The 14,841-nt window shown below is 69.1% G+C and carries 16 protein-coding genes; 3 read left to right on the forward strand and 13 right to left on the reverse strand.

Annotation, left to right across the window (positions count from 1 at the left end; translation table 11 throughout):
* Positions 1-55: 55 nt before the first annotated feature.
* Positions 56-1,303, forward strand: coding sequence for an exodeoxyribonuclease VII large subunit (gene xseA, locus G6032_RS00325; RefSeq protein ID WP_165280137.1), 1,248 nt, complete (start codon positions 56-58; stop codon positions 1,301-1,303).
* Here xseA and G6032_RS00330 read toward each other — a convergent pair.
* The 13 genes from G6032_RS00330 to G6032_RS00390 form a co-directional block, all read right to left on the reverse strand.
* Positions 1,285-2,442 carry a homoserine O-acetyltransferase gene (locus tag G6032_RS00330; protein ID WP_206211720.1) on the reverse strand — a complete coding sequence of 386 codons (1,158 nt, stop codon included), beginning with the start codon at positions 2,440-2,442 and terminating at the stop codon, positions 1,285-1,287. The two genes, xseA and G6032_RS00330, sit on opposite strands and share 19 nt — an antisense overlap.
* A gap of 22 nt (positions 2,443-2,464) precedes the next feature.
* Positions 2,465-3,862, reverse strand: coding sequence for a ribosome biogenesis GTPase Der (der, locus tag G6032_RS00335; protein WP_165280138.1), 1,398 nt, complete (start codon positions 3,860-3,862; stop codon positions 2,465-2,467).
* Positions 3,863-3,875: 13 nt separating this feature from the next.
* Positions 3,876-5,042, reverse strand: a complete 1,167-nt coding sequence (gene bamB / locus G6032_RS00340; RefSeq protein ID WP_165280139.1) for an outer membrane protein assembly factor BamB — start codon at positions 5,040-5,042, stop codon at positions 3,876-3,878.
* Positions 5,039-5,737 (reverse strand): tetratricopeptide repeat protein, encoded by a 699-nt coding sequence (locus tag G6032_RS00345; protein WP_165280140.1) that lies wholly within the window; start codon positions 5,735-5,737, stop codon positions 5,039-5,041. The genes bamB and G6032_RS00345 overlap by 4 nt, the downstream gene beginning before the upstream one ends.
* 55 nt (positions 5,738-5,792) lie before the next feature.
* Positions 5,793-7,070, reverse strand: a complete 1,278-nt coding sequence (hisS, locus tag G6032_RS00350; protein ID WP_165280141.1) for a histidine--tRNA ligase — start codon at positions 7,068-7,070, stop codon at positions 5,793-5,795.
* Positions 7,071-7,085: 15 nt separating this feature from the next.
* A complete protein-coding gene (locus G6032_RS00355) occupies positions 7,086-8,072 on the reverse strand; it encodes a RodZ domain-containing protein (RefSeq protein WP_165280142.1) in 987 nt (328 codons plus the stop codon).
* Positions 8,069-8,806 (reverse strand): type IV pilus biogenesis/stability protein PilW, encoded by a 738-nt coding sequence (gene pilW / locus G6032_RS00360; protein WP_165280143.1) that lies wholly within the window; start codon positions 8,804-8,806, stop codon positions 8,069-8,071. Before pilW ends, G6032_RS00355 begins: the two co-directional genes overlap by 4 nt.
* Positions 8,803-9,909, reverse strand: a complete 1,107-nt coding sequence (gene rlmN, locus G6032_RS00365; RefSeq protein ID WP_165280144.1) for a 23S rRNA (adenine(2503)-C(2))-methyltransferase RlmN — start codon at positions 9,907-9,909, stop codon at positions 8,803-8,805. The genes pilW and rlmN overlap by 4 nt, the downstream gene beginning before the upstream one ends.
* 7 nt (positions 9,910-9,916) lie before the next feature.
* A complete protein-coding gene (gene ndk / locus G6032_RS00370) occupies positions 9,917-10,348 on the reverse strand; it encodes a nucleoside-diphosphate kinase (RefSeq protein WP_165280145.1) in 432 nt (143 codons plus the stop codon).
* 135 nt (positions 10,349-10,483) lie between these two features.
* Positions 10,484-10,807, reverse strand: coding sequence for an iron-sulfur cluster assembly accessory protein (locus G6032_RS00375; protein ID WP_165280146.1), 324 nt, complete (start codon positions 10,805-10,807; stop codon positions 10,484-10,486).
* A 63-nt stretch (positions 10,808-10,870) separates the two neighbouring features.
* On the reverse strand, positions 10,871-11,263 hold the full coding sequence (locus G6032_RS00380; RefSeq protein WP_165280147.1) for an iron-sulfur cluster assembly scaffold protein: 393 nt from the start codon (positions 11,261-11,263) through the stop codon (positions 10,871-10,873).
* Between the two features lie 2 nt (positions 11,264-11,265).
* On the reverse strand, positions 11,266-12,453 hold the full coding sequence (locus tag G6032_RS00385; RefSeq protein ID WP_346763734.1) for an IscS subfamily cysteine desulfurase: 1,188 nt from the start codon (positions 12,451-12,453) through the stop codon (positions 11,266-11,268).
* Positions 12,454-12,499: 46 nt separating this feature from the next.
* Positions 12,500-13,261, reverse strand: coding sequence for an RNA methyltransferase (locus G6032_RS00390; RefSeq protein ID WP_165280149.1), 762 nt, complete (start codon positions 13,259-13,261; stop codon positions 12,500-12,502).
* Between the two features lie 113 nt (positions 13,262-13,374).
* Between G6032_RS00390 and G6032_RS00395 the strand changes: the two genes are divergently transcribed.
* The gene (locus tag G6032_RS00395) at positions 13,375-14,175 is read left to right on the forward strand and encodes an inositol monophosphatase family protein (protein ID WP_165280150.1); all 801 of its coding nucleotides are present in this window, start codon (positions 13,375-13,377) and stop codon (positions 14,173-14,175) included.
* A 59-nt stretch (positions 14,176-14,234) separates the two neighbouring features.
* Positions 14,235-14,840 carry an outer membrane beta-barrel protein gene (locus G6032_RS00400; protein ID WP_165280151.1) on the forward strand — a complete coding sequence of 202 codons (606 nt, stop codon included), beginning with the start codon at positions 14,235-14,237 and terminating at the stop codon, positions 14,838-14,840.
* Position 14,841 lies beyond the last annotated feature (1 nt).

Below are 14,841 nucleotides of genomic sequence, written 5' to 3' on the forward strand. Positions count from 1 at the left end.
CGCGTCATTCTACGCCCCGGTCCGGCGACGGTAAATCTCGAGGTATGATTCGCTGATGCCTGCTGACGATTTCGACCTGCCCGAACGCGACGTGTGGACCATTTCGCGCCTCAATCGCGAGGTCCGGCTCCTGATCGAGACCGGCCTGCCTGCACTGTGGCTCGAGGGCGAAATTTCCAACCTGGCGCGGCCCGCGTCGGGCCACGTGTATTTTTCCCTCAAGGACGAGGCGGCCCAAGTGCGCTGCGCCCTCTGGCGCAACGCCGCATTGCGCGTGGCCTTCACGCCGCGCAACGGCTTGCAGGTGCTGGTGCGGGCCCGCGTCAGCGTCTACGAGCCGCGCGGCGAATACCAGCTGATCATCGAGCGGATGGAGGAAGCGGGCGAAGGCGCGCTGCGCCGGCGCTTCGAGGAATTGAAGTCCCGGCTGCGCGCCGAGGGGCTGTTCGACGAGGCGGCCAAGCGTCCCCTGCCGCGGCTGCCCGCCCGCATCGGCGTGATCACCTCGCCCAGCGGCGCGGCCGTACGCGACATCGTGCACGTGCTGGCGCGCCGCTTCCCTGCCGTCCCCGTGCTGGTGTACCCGGTGCCGGTCCAGGGCGAGGGGTCCGCCGCCCGGATCGCCGCGGCGCTCGAGCTGGCAAGCCGACGGGCCGAGTGCGATGTGCTGATCCTGGCGCGGGGCGGCGGCTCGCTGGAGGACCTGTGGAGCTTCAACGAGGAGGTCGTGGCGCGGGCCATCCGCGCCTGCGCCATCCCCGTGATCTCCGGCGTGGGCCACGAGGTGGATTTCACGATCGCGGACTTCGCGGCCGATCGGCGTGCCCCGACCCCCTCCGGCGCCGCCGAGATCGCCGTTCCGGACGCCGCGGACTGGCTGGCCCGGGTGGACGCGGATGCGGGGCGCCTGCGGGCCGCGATGCGCCGCTTGCTGGGGTCCCGCCGGGAACGGCTGTCATGGCAGGAGCGACGCCTGGCAATCGCCCATCCCGGCAATCGATTGCGCCAGACCGGGCAGCGGCTGGACGAACTGGAGCGGCGCCTCCAGGGGGCCGTGAGTCAGCGCCTGGCGAGCCTGCGAGGGCGATATGAAAGCGCCGCACGCACCCTGCACGCCGTGAGCCCGCTGGCCACCCTCGAGCGTGGTTACGCGATCGTCAGCCGCGCGGCCGATGGCACGGTGTTGCTGGACCCTGCGGCGGTGGCACCGGGCGAAGCGCTCGAGATCCGGCTCGCTCGCGGGCGGCTGCAGGCGCGGGCCGGGGCCGGAACCCAGAGCGGACCTCAGGACCGGTCGAAATAACGCGCGATCACCGGGCGGAAGCCGTCCATGTCCACGAGGAAGGAGTCGTGACCCTGCAGTGACGGGAGACCGACGAACTCCACTTCGCGGCCGGGGCGCTCCAGGCACTCGGCCAGCTGTTCCTGCTCGTGCAGCGGGAAGAGAAAATCGGTCTCCACGCCGATGACCAGGGCCCGCTCGATGCCGGGTTTCGACAGCTCCGTGGCGACACAACCGCTGTGTTCGGCGACATCGAACAGGTCCATGGCGCGCGACAGGTACAGGTAGCAGTTCGGATCGAACTGGCCGACGAACTTCTGCGCGTGGTGCTCGAGATAGGATTCGACTTCGAAATCGACCCCGAACTGGTCGCCCGCGTCATGTTCGCCGCCCGCCCGCTCCCGGCCGAAACGCTGGTCCCACTCCTCTGCCGAGCGGTACGTGATCATGCCGAGCTTGCGCGCGAGGCGCATACCCACCAGCGGCGGATGCTCCGTGGCGTACTCGCCTTTCAGCCAGGCGGGATCGCTGCGAATGATTTCCCGTTGCAGGGAGCGCAGCGCGATGGCGAACGAGGTAGAGCGGGCGGCCGAAGAGATCGCCACCAGGCCGTAGCTCATCTCGGGGAACATCGTGCAGAACGCCAGCGCCGTCATGCCGCCCAAAGACGGGCCGATGACGGAGTGCAGCTTGCGGATCCCGAGGTGCCGCACGACCTCGCGCCCGGCCGCAGCGATGTCCTCGACGGTCAGGACCGGGAAGTTCAGCCGGTACGGCTGGCCGCTGCGCGGATCGATCGAGGCGGGCCCGGTCGTGCCGAAACAGCTGCCCATCGAGTTGACGCAGATGACGAACCAGCGGCGGGTGTCGATGGGGCGTCCCGGCCCGACCATCTCCTCCCACCATCCGGAGGCCGGGTCCTCCGGCGACGACGCGGCATGCGCCGACGGCGACAGGCCGGTGAACAGCAGCACCGCATTGCCGCCCTGGGCGTCGAGTTCCCCCCACGTCTCATAGGCGATATCGAGGCGCGGCAGGACGCCGCCCCGGTGCATGCGGAACGGCGTGTCGAGACGCACGAAGCGCCGTGCGCCTGTGGCTGCACGGGCCTCGCTGGGGGCGAATCTCGGCGCCGTAATCATTTTTTTCACCTTGCTCATGGCCGCGGTACCTCCGGTCGGTTCAGCGCGGTTTCTTCACGTGACGCATCATGCGCTCGCGTTTTCTTTCCTGGCGCGGCGTCAGCGTGTTGCGCCGGCCCGCGTACGGGTTTTCACCCGAGCGCAATTCGATGCGCACCGGCGTGCCCTGCAAGCGGAACACCTTGCGGAAGGTATTCGCAAGATAACGCTGGTAGGAGGCCGGCAACAACTCGGCCTGGCTGCCGTGGACGACGATCACCGGGGGATTGCGCCCGCCCTGGTGCGCGTAGCGCAGCTTGATGCGCCGCCCGCGCGCGAGCGGCGGCTGGTGCGCCGTGACCGCATCCTGCAGGGTCCGGGTCAGTTCCGGCGTGGACAGTGACCGGTGTGCGGCGGTGTGGCTGCGGGTCACGAGGGCGAACAGGTCGCCGACGCCCGTGCCGTGCAGCGCGGAGATGAACTGGATGGGCGCATAGTCGACGAAAGTCAGCTTGAGGTCGAGCTGGCGGCGCACTGCGTCGCGTTGATCCGGCGGCAGGCCGTCCCACTTGTTGACGGCGATCACCATGGCCCGACCGCGCTCCGCCGCGAGCCCGAGGAGGCTGGCGTCCTGCTCCGTGACCCCGTCGCGCGCGTCGATCACCGCGACCACCACGGAAGCCGCATCGATGGCGCCGAGCGTCTTGACGATGCTGAACTTCTCGATGGCTTCCGAAACGCGCGAACGGCGCCGGATGCCTGCGGTGTCGACCAGCAGGTAGCGTTCGCCGTCACGCTCGAAGGGCACCTCGACCGCGTCGCGCGTGGTGCCGGGCTGGTCGAACGCGACCAGCCGGTCCTCGCCGACCATGCGGTTGATCAGCGTGGACTTGCCCACGTTGGGCCGGCCGATGACGGCCACGCGAATCGCATCCGACGCGCGTTCCGGGGCATCCGTCTCGTCGGTACCGGGAAAAGGCGCAAGCACGTCGTCCATCAGCGCCCGTACGTTGTCGCCATGAGCCGAGGAGATGACGACCGGCTCGCCGATCCCCAGGCGATGGAACTCGGCAGCGACCATCGCGGCGCTCTGCCCTTCCGCCTTGTTCACGACCAGCCGGACGGGACGGCCGCGACGGCGCAGCAGGTCGGCCACCCGCTCGTCGCTGGCCGTGAGCCCTTCCCGGGCATCGACCATGAACAACACGACATCCGCCTCGTCCAGAGCCCGCAGGGTCTGGCGGGCCATGAGGCCGTCGAGCTCGTCCTGCGCACCGCTCAACCCGCCGGTATCGACGACGATGTAGGGAACGGGCCCCATGCGGCCGAAGCCGTACTGGCGATCCCGCGTCAACCCCGGGAGATCCGCGACGAGCGCATCCCGGGTGCGGGTCAGCAGGTTGAACAGCGTGGACTTGCCGACGTTCGGCCTGCCTGCCAGCGCGACGACGGGAAGCATCGCGGGCGAGGCCTCAGCCTCGCGGCTCCGCGCGCAAGGCGTACACCCGGTCGGCCTCGTCCTGCACGACCAGCACCCCACCGCTGGCCACCGGCCGCGTGACGAATGCCGCCTTGCCCGGCCGGTGACGCGCCTGCAGTGCGCCGGTGACGGCGTCGAGCCAATGCAGCCAGCCTTCGAAATCCCCGACCACGACGCTGTTGCCGATCGCCCCGGGCGCGGTGAGGGCCCGCATGCGCAATGCATCCTGGCTCCAGAGTTCGGCGCCGCTGGAACGGTTCAGGGCCAGCACCACGCTCTCGTCGTTGGTGACGAACACCGTCGTCCAGTCCACGTCGAGGCCGCTGTAGCTGGATATCTCATTGGCCCAGAGCAGCTGCCCGGACGCGGCGGTCACGTTCACGAGACGGCCGCGATAGCTCACGATGTAGACGTCCTGGCCGACGACTTGCGGCGTGGCATCGACATCGGCAAGCCGCTCGATCTCGGTGCGGCCCCGGCCGAATGACAGCGTGTTTTCCCACAACGGCTCGCCATCCCGCAGCCCATACGCGCCAATCCGGCCATTGTCGAAGCCGGCCACCACGATCTCGCCCACGATGACGGGCCCGGCCGTGCCACGCAGCGACAGCCGTGGCGGCCGATGTTCCACCATCCAGAGTTCCGCACCCGTGTCGGCGCTCAGCGCCCGCAACTTGCCGTCGACCGTGCGCACCACGACGGCCGTCGGCGCGATGTCGGGCGCAGCGAGTATTTCGCCCGAGAGGTCGGTGCGCCACAACTCGGCCCCGTCCGCCAGGTCGAAGGCGGCCAGTATGCCGCTCGTCGTGCCGAGCACGGCCAGCCCGTGGCCCACTGCAGGACCGGCCGATACGCGCAACTCGGTATCCACCTTCCATGTCACGTCACCGGTTTCGAGGTCCAGCGCGTGGAGCACGCCGTCGCGTCCCACCGCGTAGACCCGCCCCCCCTCGACTGCCGGCCGCAAAGCGAGGTTCAACTCCTCGGCGCCGGACCCGACGCGCACGTCCCAGGCCTCGCGGACGGCCAGGGAAGCATCGAACTCGGTCAACTCGGCCGGCGGCTCGATCGGTTCGTCCTCCGAACCGAACATCCCGCAGCCGACCAGGAACAACGAACACGCCAGGGGCCACAGCCATGCGCGGGGGCGGATTCTCACGAAGTCTCGCCTCCGACGTCGGCGTCGGCGTCGGCGGCGGCGTCGGCGGCGCCCGGGACGCCCTGCCCGAGGGCCTCGAGCTTCAGCTGAACAAAGGCCTCGTCGATGATGCCGGGCGCGCCCTGCCCCGCCGCGATGGCCTGCTCGTACGCATCGCGCGCCGCGGCATCCTCGCCACGCGCCGCCAGGGCATCGCCTTCGACCTCGAGCAGCGCGGCGGCGAAGGCGCCGCCGTCGGCGCCGCGCGCCAGTTCGAGGGCGCGATCTTGATCGCCGGTCGCGAGCACGACCCGCGCGAGGCGCAGGCGCGCCACCAGCCTGAGCTGCGGATCCGCAGCGTCCGCGAGCACCCGCTCGAGCTCGGCGATGGCCGCGTCCGTGTCGCCGAAGCGCACCGATGCCGCCGCCAGCGCCATGCGCGCGTGCTGCAGGTACGGCGAGCCCGCATGACCAGAGGCCAGGCGCTCCACGCCGAGCCTGACTTCATCCACGCGCTCCTCCATCGCGGCCTCGGCCACAACCGAGTAGAGCGCCGACGCCTGCGCGGCCCGCTCCTCCTGGTAGTTCTGCCACCAGTTCCAGCCCGCGAGCGCCAACAGGCCGCCGCCGAGGCCGACGATGATCCACGCACCGTTTTCCTTCCACCACTGGCGGATCCGGTCGACCTGTTCGCGTTCAGAAAGATAATCTTCCACTTCGTTCTCCGTCACCGCGCCGGGCCCGGCCGGCGGTTCAGTTCATGATGGTCGGTCAGGCCTGTTCGGCCCCCACGAGAGCCGCCAGTTGCCCGCGCAATTGCGCCGGATCCAGCGCGGCTTGTTCACCGTCTCCGCGTAACGGCTTGACGCGCACCTGGCCGGCCGCGAGCTCGTCGTCGCCGAGGATCAGGGCCAACGTGGCGCCGCTGCGGTCCGCTTTCTTCATCGCTGCCTTCAGCGAGCCGCCGCCGCAATGGGTTTGCAGGCGCAGGCCGGGAACATGATCCCGCAGGGTTTCCGCCATTGCGAGCGCGGCGGCCTGCGCAGCGTCGCCCACCGGCACCAGGTAGGCGTGCGCCACACGGGCCGCGGGCGCGCCGTCCAGCACCAGTTCGACCAGCCTTTCCATCCCGAGGGCCCAGCCGATCGCCGGCGTGGGCCGGCCCCCGAGCTGTTCGACGAGGCCGTCGTAGCGACCGCCGCTGCACACGGCGGCCTGCGCGCCCAGCCGGTCGGTCAGCCATTCGAACACCGTGCGGCTGTAGTAGTCGAGCCCGCGCACGAGCCGCGGGTTGACCCGATAGGACACCCCGGCCGCATCCAGCGCCGCCTTCAGCTGCTCGAAGTGCACCGCCGATTCCGCATCGAGGTGATCGGTGATCACCGGCGCCGCCGCGATCAGCGCACGCATCTCCGGGTTCTTGCTGTCGAGGATGCGCAACGGGTTCTGCTCCAGCCGCCGTACGCTGTCTTCGTCAAGAGCATCGCGATGCGCCATGAAATACTCGACCAGCAGAGCGCGATAATCCCGGCGGGACGCCGGCGTACCCAGCGAATTCAACTCGAGCTGCAGGTCTTGAAGCCCCAGCGCCTGCCACAGGCGCGCCGACATGAGAATCAGCTCCGCATCGACGTCCGGACCGGCGAAACCCAGCGCCTCCGCACCCACCTGGTGAAACTGTCGGTAGCGGCCCTTCTGCGGGCGCTCGTAGCGGAACATCGGCCCGGCATACCAGAGTCGTTGCTGCTGGTTGTGGATGAGGCCGTTGCTGATCGCGGCCCGCACGCAGCTCGCGGTGGCCTCCGGGCGCAGGCTCAACCGATCGCCGTTGCGATCGGTGAAGCTGTACATTTCTTTCTCGACGATGTCCGTGACTTCGCCGATCGAACGGCTGAAGAGCTCCGTGCGCTCGACCAGCGGCATGCGCAACTCGCGATACCCGTAAGCGGCGAAGACGGCCTGGGCCGTACGCTCCACCCACTGCCACGTCGGTGTCACATCCGGCAGTATGTCGTTCATGCCCCGGACGGGCTGGATTGCGGCCGCCATGCAAGACTCCCGGGATCAGCCGGCGCCGCCGCCGACCGTCAGGCGGGCCGTGCCGTCGCGACGCGCGGGGCGCACCGGGATCGGCGTATCGTCGACCGTCATCCGTACACCGTCGGCGTTGCCGAGAAAGACCGTGGCCGGCGCCTTGCCGCGCAGGCGGGCGACATCGCCCGCACGATAAAGCCGGTAGGCGAGCCGACGCCCGAGCGCATCCGTCACCTCCAGCCAGCAGTCCTCGGTGAACTCCAGGCGCAGGTCTACGGTGCCCGGAGGCGGGATGGCCGGCTCGGGTGACGCCACGACCGTCGCGGCCGACGACGCCGCAGGCTCCGCCGGCTCTGCCGGCTCCGGGTTGTCGGGCGCGGACAGTTCCCGTGCGGCGCCGGGCGAATCGCTGGCAGCATCGGCGACCCGCGCCGGCGGGGTCTCGGCATCGTCGCTTGCCGTCGCGGACTGCACCGCCTCCTGCGCCGGGTCTGCCATATCCTCGGGACGTTGCGCATCGGGCTCGCGCGGCACGCTGAATTCCAGTCCTGCCGGCTGGCCGCGCGTCGCCTGCTCCAGCGCAGGCCCCGCCGGGCCGCCGCGCTCGGCGAGCCACCACGTGGCGGCGACGACCCCCAGGACGGCAATGGCCCCGACCATCGGGCCGGCCCAGCCGGGCAGGCCGCGGCCGGGCATCCGTCCGGGCGGCAGGCCGGGAACGACCTCCGCCGGCCGGGTCGTGTCACAACAGGCCTCGAAGGCCGCAATCAGCTCCGCGGCGGGAATCCCGAGCAGGCCGGCCGCACGCCGCAGGTAGCCGCGCACGAACACGATTCCGCCGAAGCTGTCGTGCTCGTCTCGTTCCAGCGCGTGCATGCGCTCGAGGGGCAGGCCGAGTTCGGCGGCGAGTCGCTCCGCCGTCCAGCCGGCCTGCTGCCGCGCGGCCCGCAGCTGGGCGCCCGGCGAGACGATCTCCTCCGGTGCCTCGTGCATTGCGGCTTCATGTTCTTGGCTCATGGCAGATTCCTCGCTTCGCGCGATTCCGGAAACTCGCGGCGCAGGCGGGCGGCGTAGTCCGCTGCGGCACGATCGTCCCCCGCGGCGGATTCGATCCGCAGGCCCAGCGCCAGGCTGAAAGCAGAGTGCTCAGCGACCGACTCGTAGCGCTGCAGGAAGGCGCGAGCCTGCAGCAAACGCTCCGTCTGGAGGCTCAGGTCGGCCAGTTGCAGCAGCGCTTCGGCATTGCCGCGGTTGCGGTCGAGCGCCCGGCGGAAGAAATCCTCGGCCAGTGCGGCATCCGGAATGCCGCGCGCGCAGACGCCCGCGTTGATCAGCGCCGTCTCGGGCGTCCGGTAATAGGCGTTGGACGCCGCCATCTCGAAATAGCGGATGCCTTCCTGGCGGTCGCCCCGCCGACACAGGAACCCGCCGTAGCTGTTCAGCATGTTCGGATCTTCGGGCGCCAGGCGCGTCGCGCGGCGCAGGTGCTCTCCGGCCCGCTCGAGCTTGCCGGCCCGCTCGTAGAGGATGCCGAGTGCGGCATGGGCCGCGGGCAGGGAAGGATCCTGTTGCACGGCCCGTTCCAGCTTCTCGCGCGCCCCCTCGAGGTCGCCGCGCTGCAGGTAGCTCATGCCCAGCTGCACGTTGTAACGCGCCGCGTCGCTGTTCGATACCTGGCTGTCCGACGACGTGGTGGCGCAGCCCGCCGCCACGATCGCGGCGACGACAAGGACGATCCGGAAAAAGCTCATGACGCCCTCGCAGAGATGCTGACCAGCTTGTTCCCGAGCCGGTAGCGCATCCGGTCGTTGACCTGGCCGGCCAGCTGGCCGCAGGCCGCGTCGATGTCGTCGCCCCGCGTGCGCCGGATGGTCGTGCGCACGCCCTTGCGCAGCAACTGGTCGCGACACCGCTCGATGACCGGGAGCGGCGAGCGGCGATAGTCGGTGCCCGGGAAAGGATTGAATGGAATCAGGTTGACCTTGGCGGGCCGATTGGCCAGCAGTTTCGCGAGCCGCCGCATGTCGGCCTCCCCGTCATTGACGCCGTCGAGCATCACGTACTCGAAGGTGATGTGCCGCCCGGCGCCGCGCTCGGCGTAGCGCCAGCAGGCCTCGAGCAACTCCTCGATGGGATGACGCCGGTTGATCGGCACCAGGGCATCGCGCAGCGCATCGTCGGCCGCGTGAAGCGACACCGCGAGCGCGACGTTGCAGTCCTCGGCGAGCCGGTCGATCTGCGGCACCAGCCCGGAGGTGCTCACGGTCACACGGCGACGGGAAATATTGAACCCGAAATCATCGATCAGCACGCGGATCGCGGGGAGGACCTGGCGATAGTTCGCCAGCGGTTCCCCCATGCCCATGAACACCACGTTGGTGATGATCCGGTCGCCGTCCTGGCGGTACCCCAGCTCGCGGTTGGCGAGCCACACCTGGCCGACGATGTCCGCCGCGGAGAGGTTGCGGTTGAAGCCCTGCTTGCCGGTGGCGCAAAACGAACAATCCATCGCACAGCCGACCTGGCTGGATATGCACAGCGTCCCGCGCGCCGGTTCCGGGATGAACACCGTCTCGATCGCCTGGCCGCCGTCCATCGATAGCATCCACTTGCGCGTGCCGTCGCCGGCGTCGTGCAGGGAGCGGATCTCCGGCGTCCTGATCTCGGCGATTTCCGCGAGGCGCGTGCGCAGTGCCTTGGAGATGTCGGTCATGGTGGCGAAATCGGCGTTGCCGAAGCGATACATCCAGGTCATGAGCTGGCGCGCGCGAAACGGCTTCTCGCCGAGCCCGGCGAAAAACCCTTCCAGCCCCTCGCGGGACAGGCCGAACAGGTTGACGCGCGCGTCGCTCATGCTGCGCTCAGCGCGTCCTCGGGCAGATCTCGGTGCCGGCGAAGAAAAACGCGATCTCGTCGCGCGCCGTGTCCGGGCCGTCTGAGCCATGCACGACGTTTTCCTCGATGCTGTCCGCGAAATCTGCACGAATCGTGCCCGGATCGGCTTTCGCCGGATCCGTCGCGCCCATGATCTCGCGATGCCTGGCAATGGCGTTTTCGCCCTCCAGCACGCTGACCATGACCGGTCCCGACGTCATGTAGCTCACCAGGTCCTGGTAGAAAGGCCGTTCGCGATGCACGGCATAAAAGGCGCCCGCCTCGGCCGGCGAGAGATGCCGCATCCGCGCAGCGATCACCTGCAGGCCGCCCGACTCGAAGCGACGGTAGATCTCGCCGAGCAGGTTCTTCTGGACGCCGTCGGGCTTGATGATGGAAAGCGTGCGTTCGATCGCCATGGGGTTCCCTTGGATTCACAGTCTGGATTCTGGTCGAAATGCGTTACAAAACGGCATCCTGCGACCACGCGTCGCACTCCGTGTCCGCGCGGAGCGCAACGGATTATCTTACTGCGACGGGACCCGGGCGTACAATCAGACGTTGAAGCTCTCGCCGCAGCCGCATTCACCCTTGACGTTGGGGTTGCGAAAACGGAACGCCTCGTTGAGACCCTGCTTGACGAAGTCGAGTTCCGTCCCGTCGATCAGGCGAAGATGCTCGGGCGCCACGAACACGCGCACCTCGCGGTCCTCGAAAACGACGTCCTCGCTCGCTACATCGTCTGCATAATCAACAACATATGCCCAGCCCGAGCACCCGGTGCGCTTCACGCCCAGGCGAATGCCCGCGCCTCCGCCACGGCGCGCCAGGTAATCCTTGACGCGCGTAGCCGCCGATTCGGTCAGGGTAATGGCCATCGTGCTATTGCTCCTCGTCGTTCGTCGGCATGGCGGCAAGCCGCCATGGCCTTGTTAAGGGTTTCAGCCGGCCGCCGCAGGTTTCCCCGCGACGCAGGCGCGGAAAGCATCTTCCACGACCAGCAGGTTGCCCAGTTTGTGTGCCGGCGCCTCCAGCGTCGCGGCCAGCGCCCGCGGGTCGAGCCAGTCGAGTTCGTCCAGCGCGCGCCCCTCGGCGTGCTCGGCGACCCAGGAGGCCGCCGCGATCACGTGGGGACACCCGTAGGCCCTGAAGCGGCACTCGAGGATCCGCCCGCCGCGAACCCGCGCCTCGAACTCCACGCGCACCCCCCGCCGCGGCTCGCCCGCGCCCCCGGCGAGCCGTTCGTGGGCCTGTGCCAGCACCCGCCCATGGCGCGGCGCCGTCTCGAAACGATGACGCACCTCGCCCGAGTAGTCCAGTATCCCCGCATCCATCGTCACATCGCCTCCCGGCCGTCCTCGCCATCCTGCGGCGCCAGCCCCCGTAACCGATCGATCTGTTCGCGTATGACGCGGATCGCGTAATCCACTTCCTCGACCGTGCTGTAGCGCCCGAGGCTGAAACGCAACGAACTCTGCGCCAGCTGGTCGTCCCGGCCGAGCGCCCGCAAGACATACGACGCTTCGCGACTCGCCGAGGTGCAGGCGGAGCCGCTGGACACGGCGAGGTCACGCAGGCCGAACAGCAGGCTTTCGCCCTCGACCCCCTCGAAACAGACGTTCAGGATCCCTGCGACGCGCCGCTCGACATCGCCGTTCACGTGCACGCCGCCCAGCCCGGCGATGCCGTCCCAGAGACGCCGCCGCAGGCCGCAGAGGCGTTCGGCCTCCGCCGCCTGTTCCGCCGCAGCGATCCTGAGCGCTTCGCCCATGCCGACGATCTGGTGCGTCGCGAGTGTCCCCGAGCGCATGCCCCACTCGTGCCCGCCCCCGTGGATCAGCGGCTCGAGACGGCGCCGCGGGCTGCCCCGCAGGTAGAGCGCGCCGACCCCCTTGGGCCCGTAGACCTTGTGCGCGGACACCGACAGCAGGTCCGCGCCGAGCGCATCCACGTCGACGGGCAGCTTGCCGACGGCCTGGGCGGCATCCACGTGGAACAACACTTCGCGCTCCCGGCACAGCGCGCCGATGGGGGGCAGGTCGTTGATCGTGCCGATCTCGTTGTTCACGTGCATCACCGACACCAGTACCGTATCGGGCCGCAGGGCCGGCTCGATCTCGGCCGCCGTGACGATCCCCCCGGGACCCGGCGCCACGTAGGTGACCTGCCAGCCCTCCTTCTCAAGCTGGCGGCAGGTATCCAGCACCGCCTTGTGCTCCGTGCGGCTGGTCACGATGTGGCGCCCGCGGTCGGCATGAAAACGCGCTGCACCCGTGATCGCCAGGTTGTCCGACTCGGTCGCTCCCGAGGTCCAGATGATCTCCGTCGGCCGCGCACCCAGCACGGCCGCCACCTCGCGACGCGCCGCCTCGACGCGGCCCCGTGCGGCGCGCCCCGGGCCATGGGAACTCGACGCCGGGTTCGCGTAGCAGCCGTCCCGGCCCAGGCACTCGACCATGCGCTCGACCACCCGGGCATCGACCGGCGTGGTGGCGGCGTAATCGAGATAGACGGGCGGCTGTATCGTCATGGTGATCCCCGGCCCTTCGGGTGGGCCAACTGCCATTACCTTAACGCGTCCCCGCCTCGCGTGTCTCATCGCCATCAGCCGCAGCGCGAACCGGCGCAAGTGCACTGAGAATGCCCCGCAGGATCCGCACTTCCTTTTCTTCGGGGAGCGCCCGGCTGAACAAGCGGCGCAGGCGCATCATGAGATGCCGCGGGTTTGCCGGATTGAGAAAACCGGCATCGACCAGCGTCCTTTCCAGGTGCGCGTAGAAACGCTCGAGGTCGTCCACGGTCGCCAGCGGATCCACGCGCTCCGGGGGCGGTTCGGGCGCGACGCCCGCCAGCAGGGCGAGGCGCAGCTCGTAGGCCACGATCTGCACCGCCATGGCGAGGTTCAGCGAACTGAAGCTTTCATCCGTCGGCACATGCAGCAGGGCATGGCAACTCGCAAGTTCGTCGTTGCTCAAGCCGCTGCTCTCGCGCCCGAACACCACCGCGACTTCACCCTGCGCGCTTTCCGCCAGCAGGCGGGGAGCGGCTTCGCGTGGCGTGAAGGTGGACCAGGACAGGGCGCGAAGGCGCGCGCTGGTGCCGATGACGAAACGGCAATCCGCCAGCGCCTCGTCGAGGCGTTCGCAGACCCTTGCGCCGGCCAGCACTTCATCGGCACCCGCGGCGCGCGCGGTGGCTTCCTCGCTGGGGAAGGTGCGCGGCGCCACCAGGGTCAGGCGATCGAGCCCCATGGTGCGCATCGCCCGGGCTGCGGCGCCGATGTTTCCGGGGTGGGTGGTGCCGACCAGCACGATGCGTACGGGAATGCTCATGTCTCTCGAAAGGCCTGCACGAAGTGGTTCGAGTTGCTATTCTAACCGGCTACTAGCCGCTCCGGCGCGCGGAACCGGCATGCCGCCCGCCCGCCGCCGGAGGAGACCACGCGATGCACCCTCTCTTGAATATCGGCGTTCGCGCCGCACGCCGCGCGGGCGACCTGATCGTCCGCCACATGAACCAGCTCGACGCCATCAAGGTGGACTCGAAGGGGCGCAACGACTTCGTCAGCGAAGTGGATCGCAAGGCTGAGCTCGACATCATCCAGACGGTGCAGCGCAGCTACCCGGACCATGCCTTTCTCGCCGAGGAGAGCGGCGCGCACGGTGAGGCCGAGTACACGTGGATCATCGACCCGCTGGACGGCACGACCAATTTCCTGCACGGCTTCCCGGTGTTCTGCGTGTCGATCGCGGTCATGCACCGTGGGCGTCTCGAGCACGGCGTCATCTACGATCCGCTGCGCCAGGAACTGTTCACCGCCAGCCGCGGCGCCGGCGCGACGGTGGACGGCCGGCGGATGCGGGTCAGCGACACGCGCCTGCTGGAGAAATCCCTGGTGGGGACCGGTTACCCCTACCGGCCGGGTTCCGCCTGGCTGGATGCCTACATGGACATGCTCAAGGACGCCATGAAAGCGACCTCCGGCGTGCGCCGTCCCGGCGCCGCGGCGCTCGATCTCGCGTACGTGGCCGCCGGGCGCCTGGACGGCTTCTGGGAGATCGACCTCAAGCTCTGGGACATCGCGGCCGGCGCGCTGATGATCCAGGAGTGCGGCGGCATCGTCACGGACCTCAGCGGGCGCGACGGCTGGCAGCAGAGCGGTAACGTGGTGGCGGGCAACCCGAAGATCCACGAGTCGCTGCTGGCGCTGATCGAGCCGCACCTCACGCAGGAGCTGAGGCGCTAGACTCAGTGTTCCGGGTGCCCGCACACGGGCATGTTGTTTCGCTTAACGGAGTCATCGACATGGACAAGACAGGCACCATCGAACTCACCCGCCGAGCCGTCCCGGCTGTCGCAGCCGTCCCGGCCGCAGCAATACTGCTGCTCGCCGGCCTCGCGACGTCCGTTCCGGCACATGCCGATTCCGGCTTTTATGTCGGCGGCAGCATCGGCCGTTCGCTCGTGGACGCCGACATCGCCGATCCGGGCACGGGATCGCTCGATTTCGACGACGGCGATTCGGCCTGGAAGGCTTTCGGGGGCTTCAACATCGATGCTTTCGTCATCGATCTCGCCATCGAGGGCGGCTATGTCGATTTCGGCCAGCCAACGGACCGTATCGCAGGCAACGACGTCGGCTTCGAACTGACGGGCTGGGACGTGTTCGGCCTGGCCGGCCTCGAACTGGGACCGGTCGGCGTGTTCGCGAAGGCCGGCTTCATCGACTGGTCCGCTGACGCCACCGTGAACGGCACCCGGGTGGCCAGCGACAGCGGCACCGATCCCGCCTACGGCATCGGGTTGCGCTTCAGCCTGTTCTCGGCGGAGGTGCGCGGCGAATACGAGTACTTCGATGTCGAGGACACCGACGTGTCGCTGCTGAGTGTCGGCGTCGTCTGGACGTTCTGAA

Origin of the sequence: Wenzhouxiangella sp. XN24, from assembly GCF_011064545.1 — a bacterium.
In the GTDB taxonomy this organism is placed as follows: domain Bacteria; phylum Pseudomonadota; class Gammaproteobacteria; order Steroidobacterales; family XN24; genus XN24.

Bases quoted from the DNA above. Each gene is read 5' to 3' on its own strand.
- xseA (WP_165280137.1), top strand. From the start codon at position 56: ATGCCTGCTGACGATTTCGACCTGCCCGAACGCGACGTGTGGACCATT.
- G6032_RS00330 (WP_206211720.1), bottom strand. From the start codon at position 2,442: ATGAGCAAGGTGAAAAAAATGATTACGGCGCCGAGATTCGCCCCCAGC.
- der (WP_165280138.1), bottom strand. From the start codon at position 3,862: ATGCTTCCCGTCGTCGCGCTGGCAGGCAGGCCGAACGTCGGCAAGTCC.
- hisS (WP_165280141.1), bottom strand. From the start codon at position 7,070: ATGGCGGCCGCAATCCAGCCCGTCCGGGGCATGAACGACATACTGCCG.
- G6032_RS00355 (WP_165280142.1), bottom strand. From the start codon at position 8,072: ATGAGCCAAGAACATGAAGCCGCAATGCACGAGGCACCGGAGGAGATC.
- pilW (WP_165280143.1), bottom strand. From the start codon at position 8,806: ATGAGCTTTTTCCGGATCGTCCTTGTCGTCGCCGCGATCGTGGCGGCG.
- rlmN (WP_165280144.1), bottom strand. From the start codon at position 9,909: ATGAGCGACGCGCGCGTCAACCTGTTCGGCCTGTCCCGCGAGGGGCTG.
- ndk (WP_165280145.1), bottom strand. From the start codon at position 10,348: ATGGCGATCGAACGCACGCTTTCCATCATCAAGCCCGACGGCGTCCAG.
- G6032_RS00375 (WP_165280146.1), bottom strand. From the start codon at position 10,807: ATGGCCATTACCCTGACCGAATCGGCGGCTACGCGCGTCAAGGATTAC.
- G6032_RS00380 (WP_165280147.1), bottom strand. From the start codon at position 11,263: ATGGATGCGGGGATACTGGACTACTCGGGCGAGGTGCGTCATCGTTTC.
- G6032_RS00390 (WP_165280149.1), bottom strand. From the start codon at position 13,261: ATGAGCATTCCCGTACGCATCGTGCTGGTCGGCACCACCCACCCCGGA.
- G6032_RS00395 (WP_165280150.1), top strand. From the start codon at position 13,375: ATGCACCCTCTCTTGAATATCGGCGTTCGCGCCGCACGCCGCGCGGGC.
- G6032_RS00400 (WP_165280151.1), top strand. From the start codon at position 14,235: ATGGACAAGACAGGCACCATCGAACTCACCCGCCGAGCCGTCCCGGCT.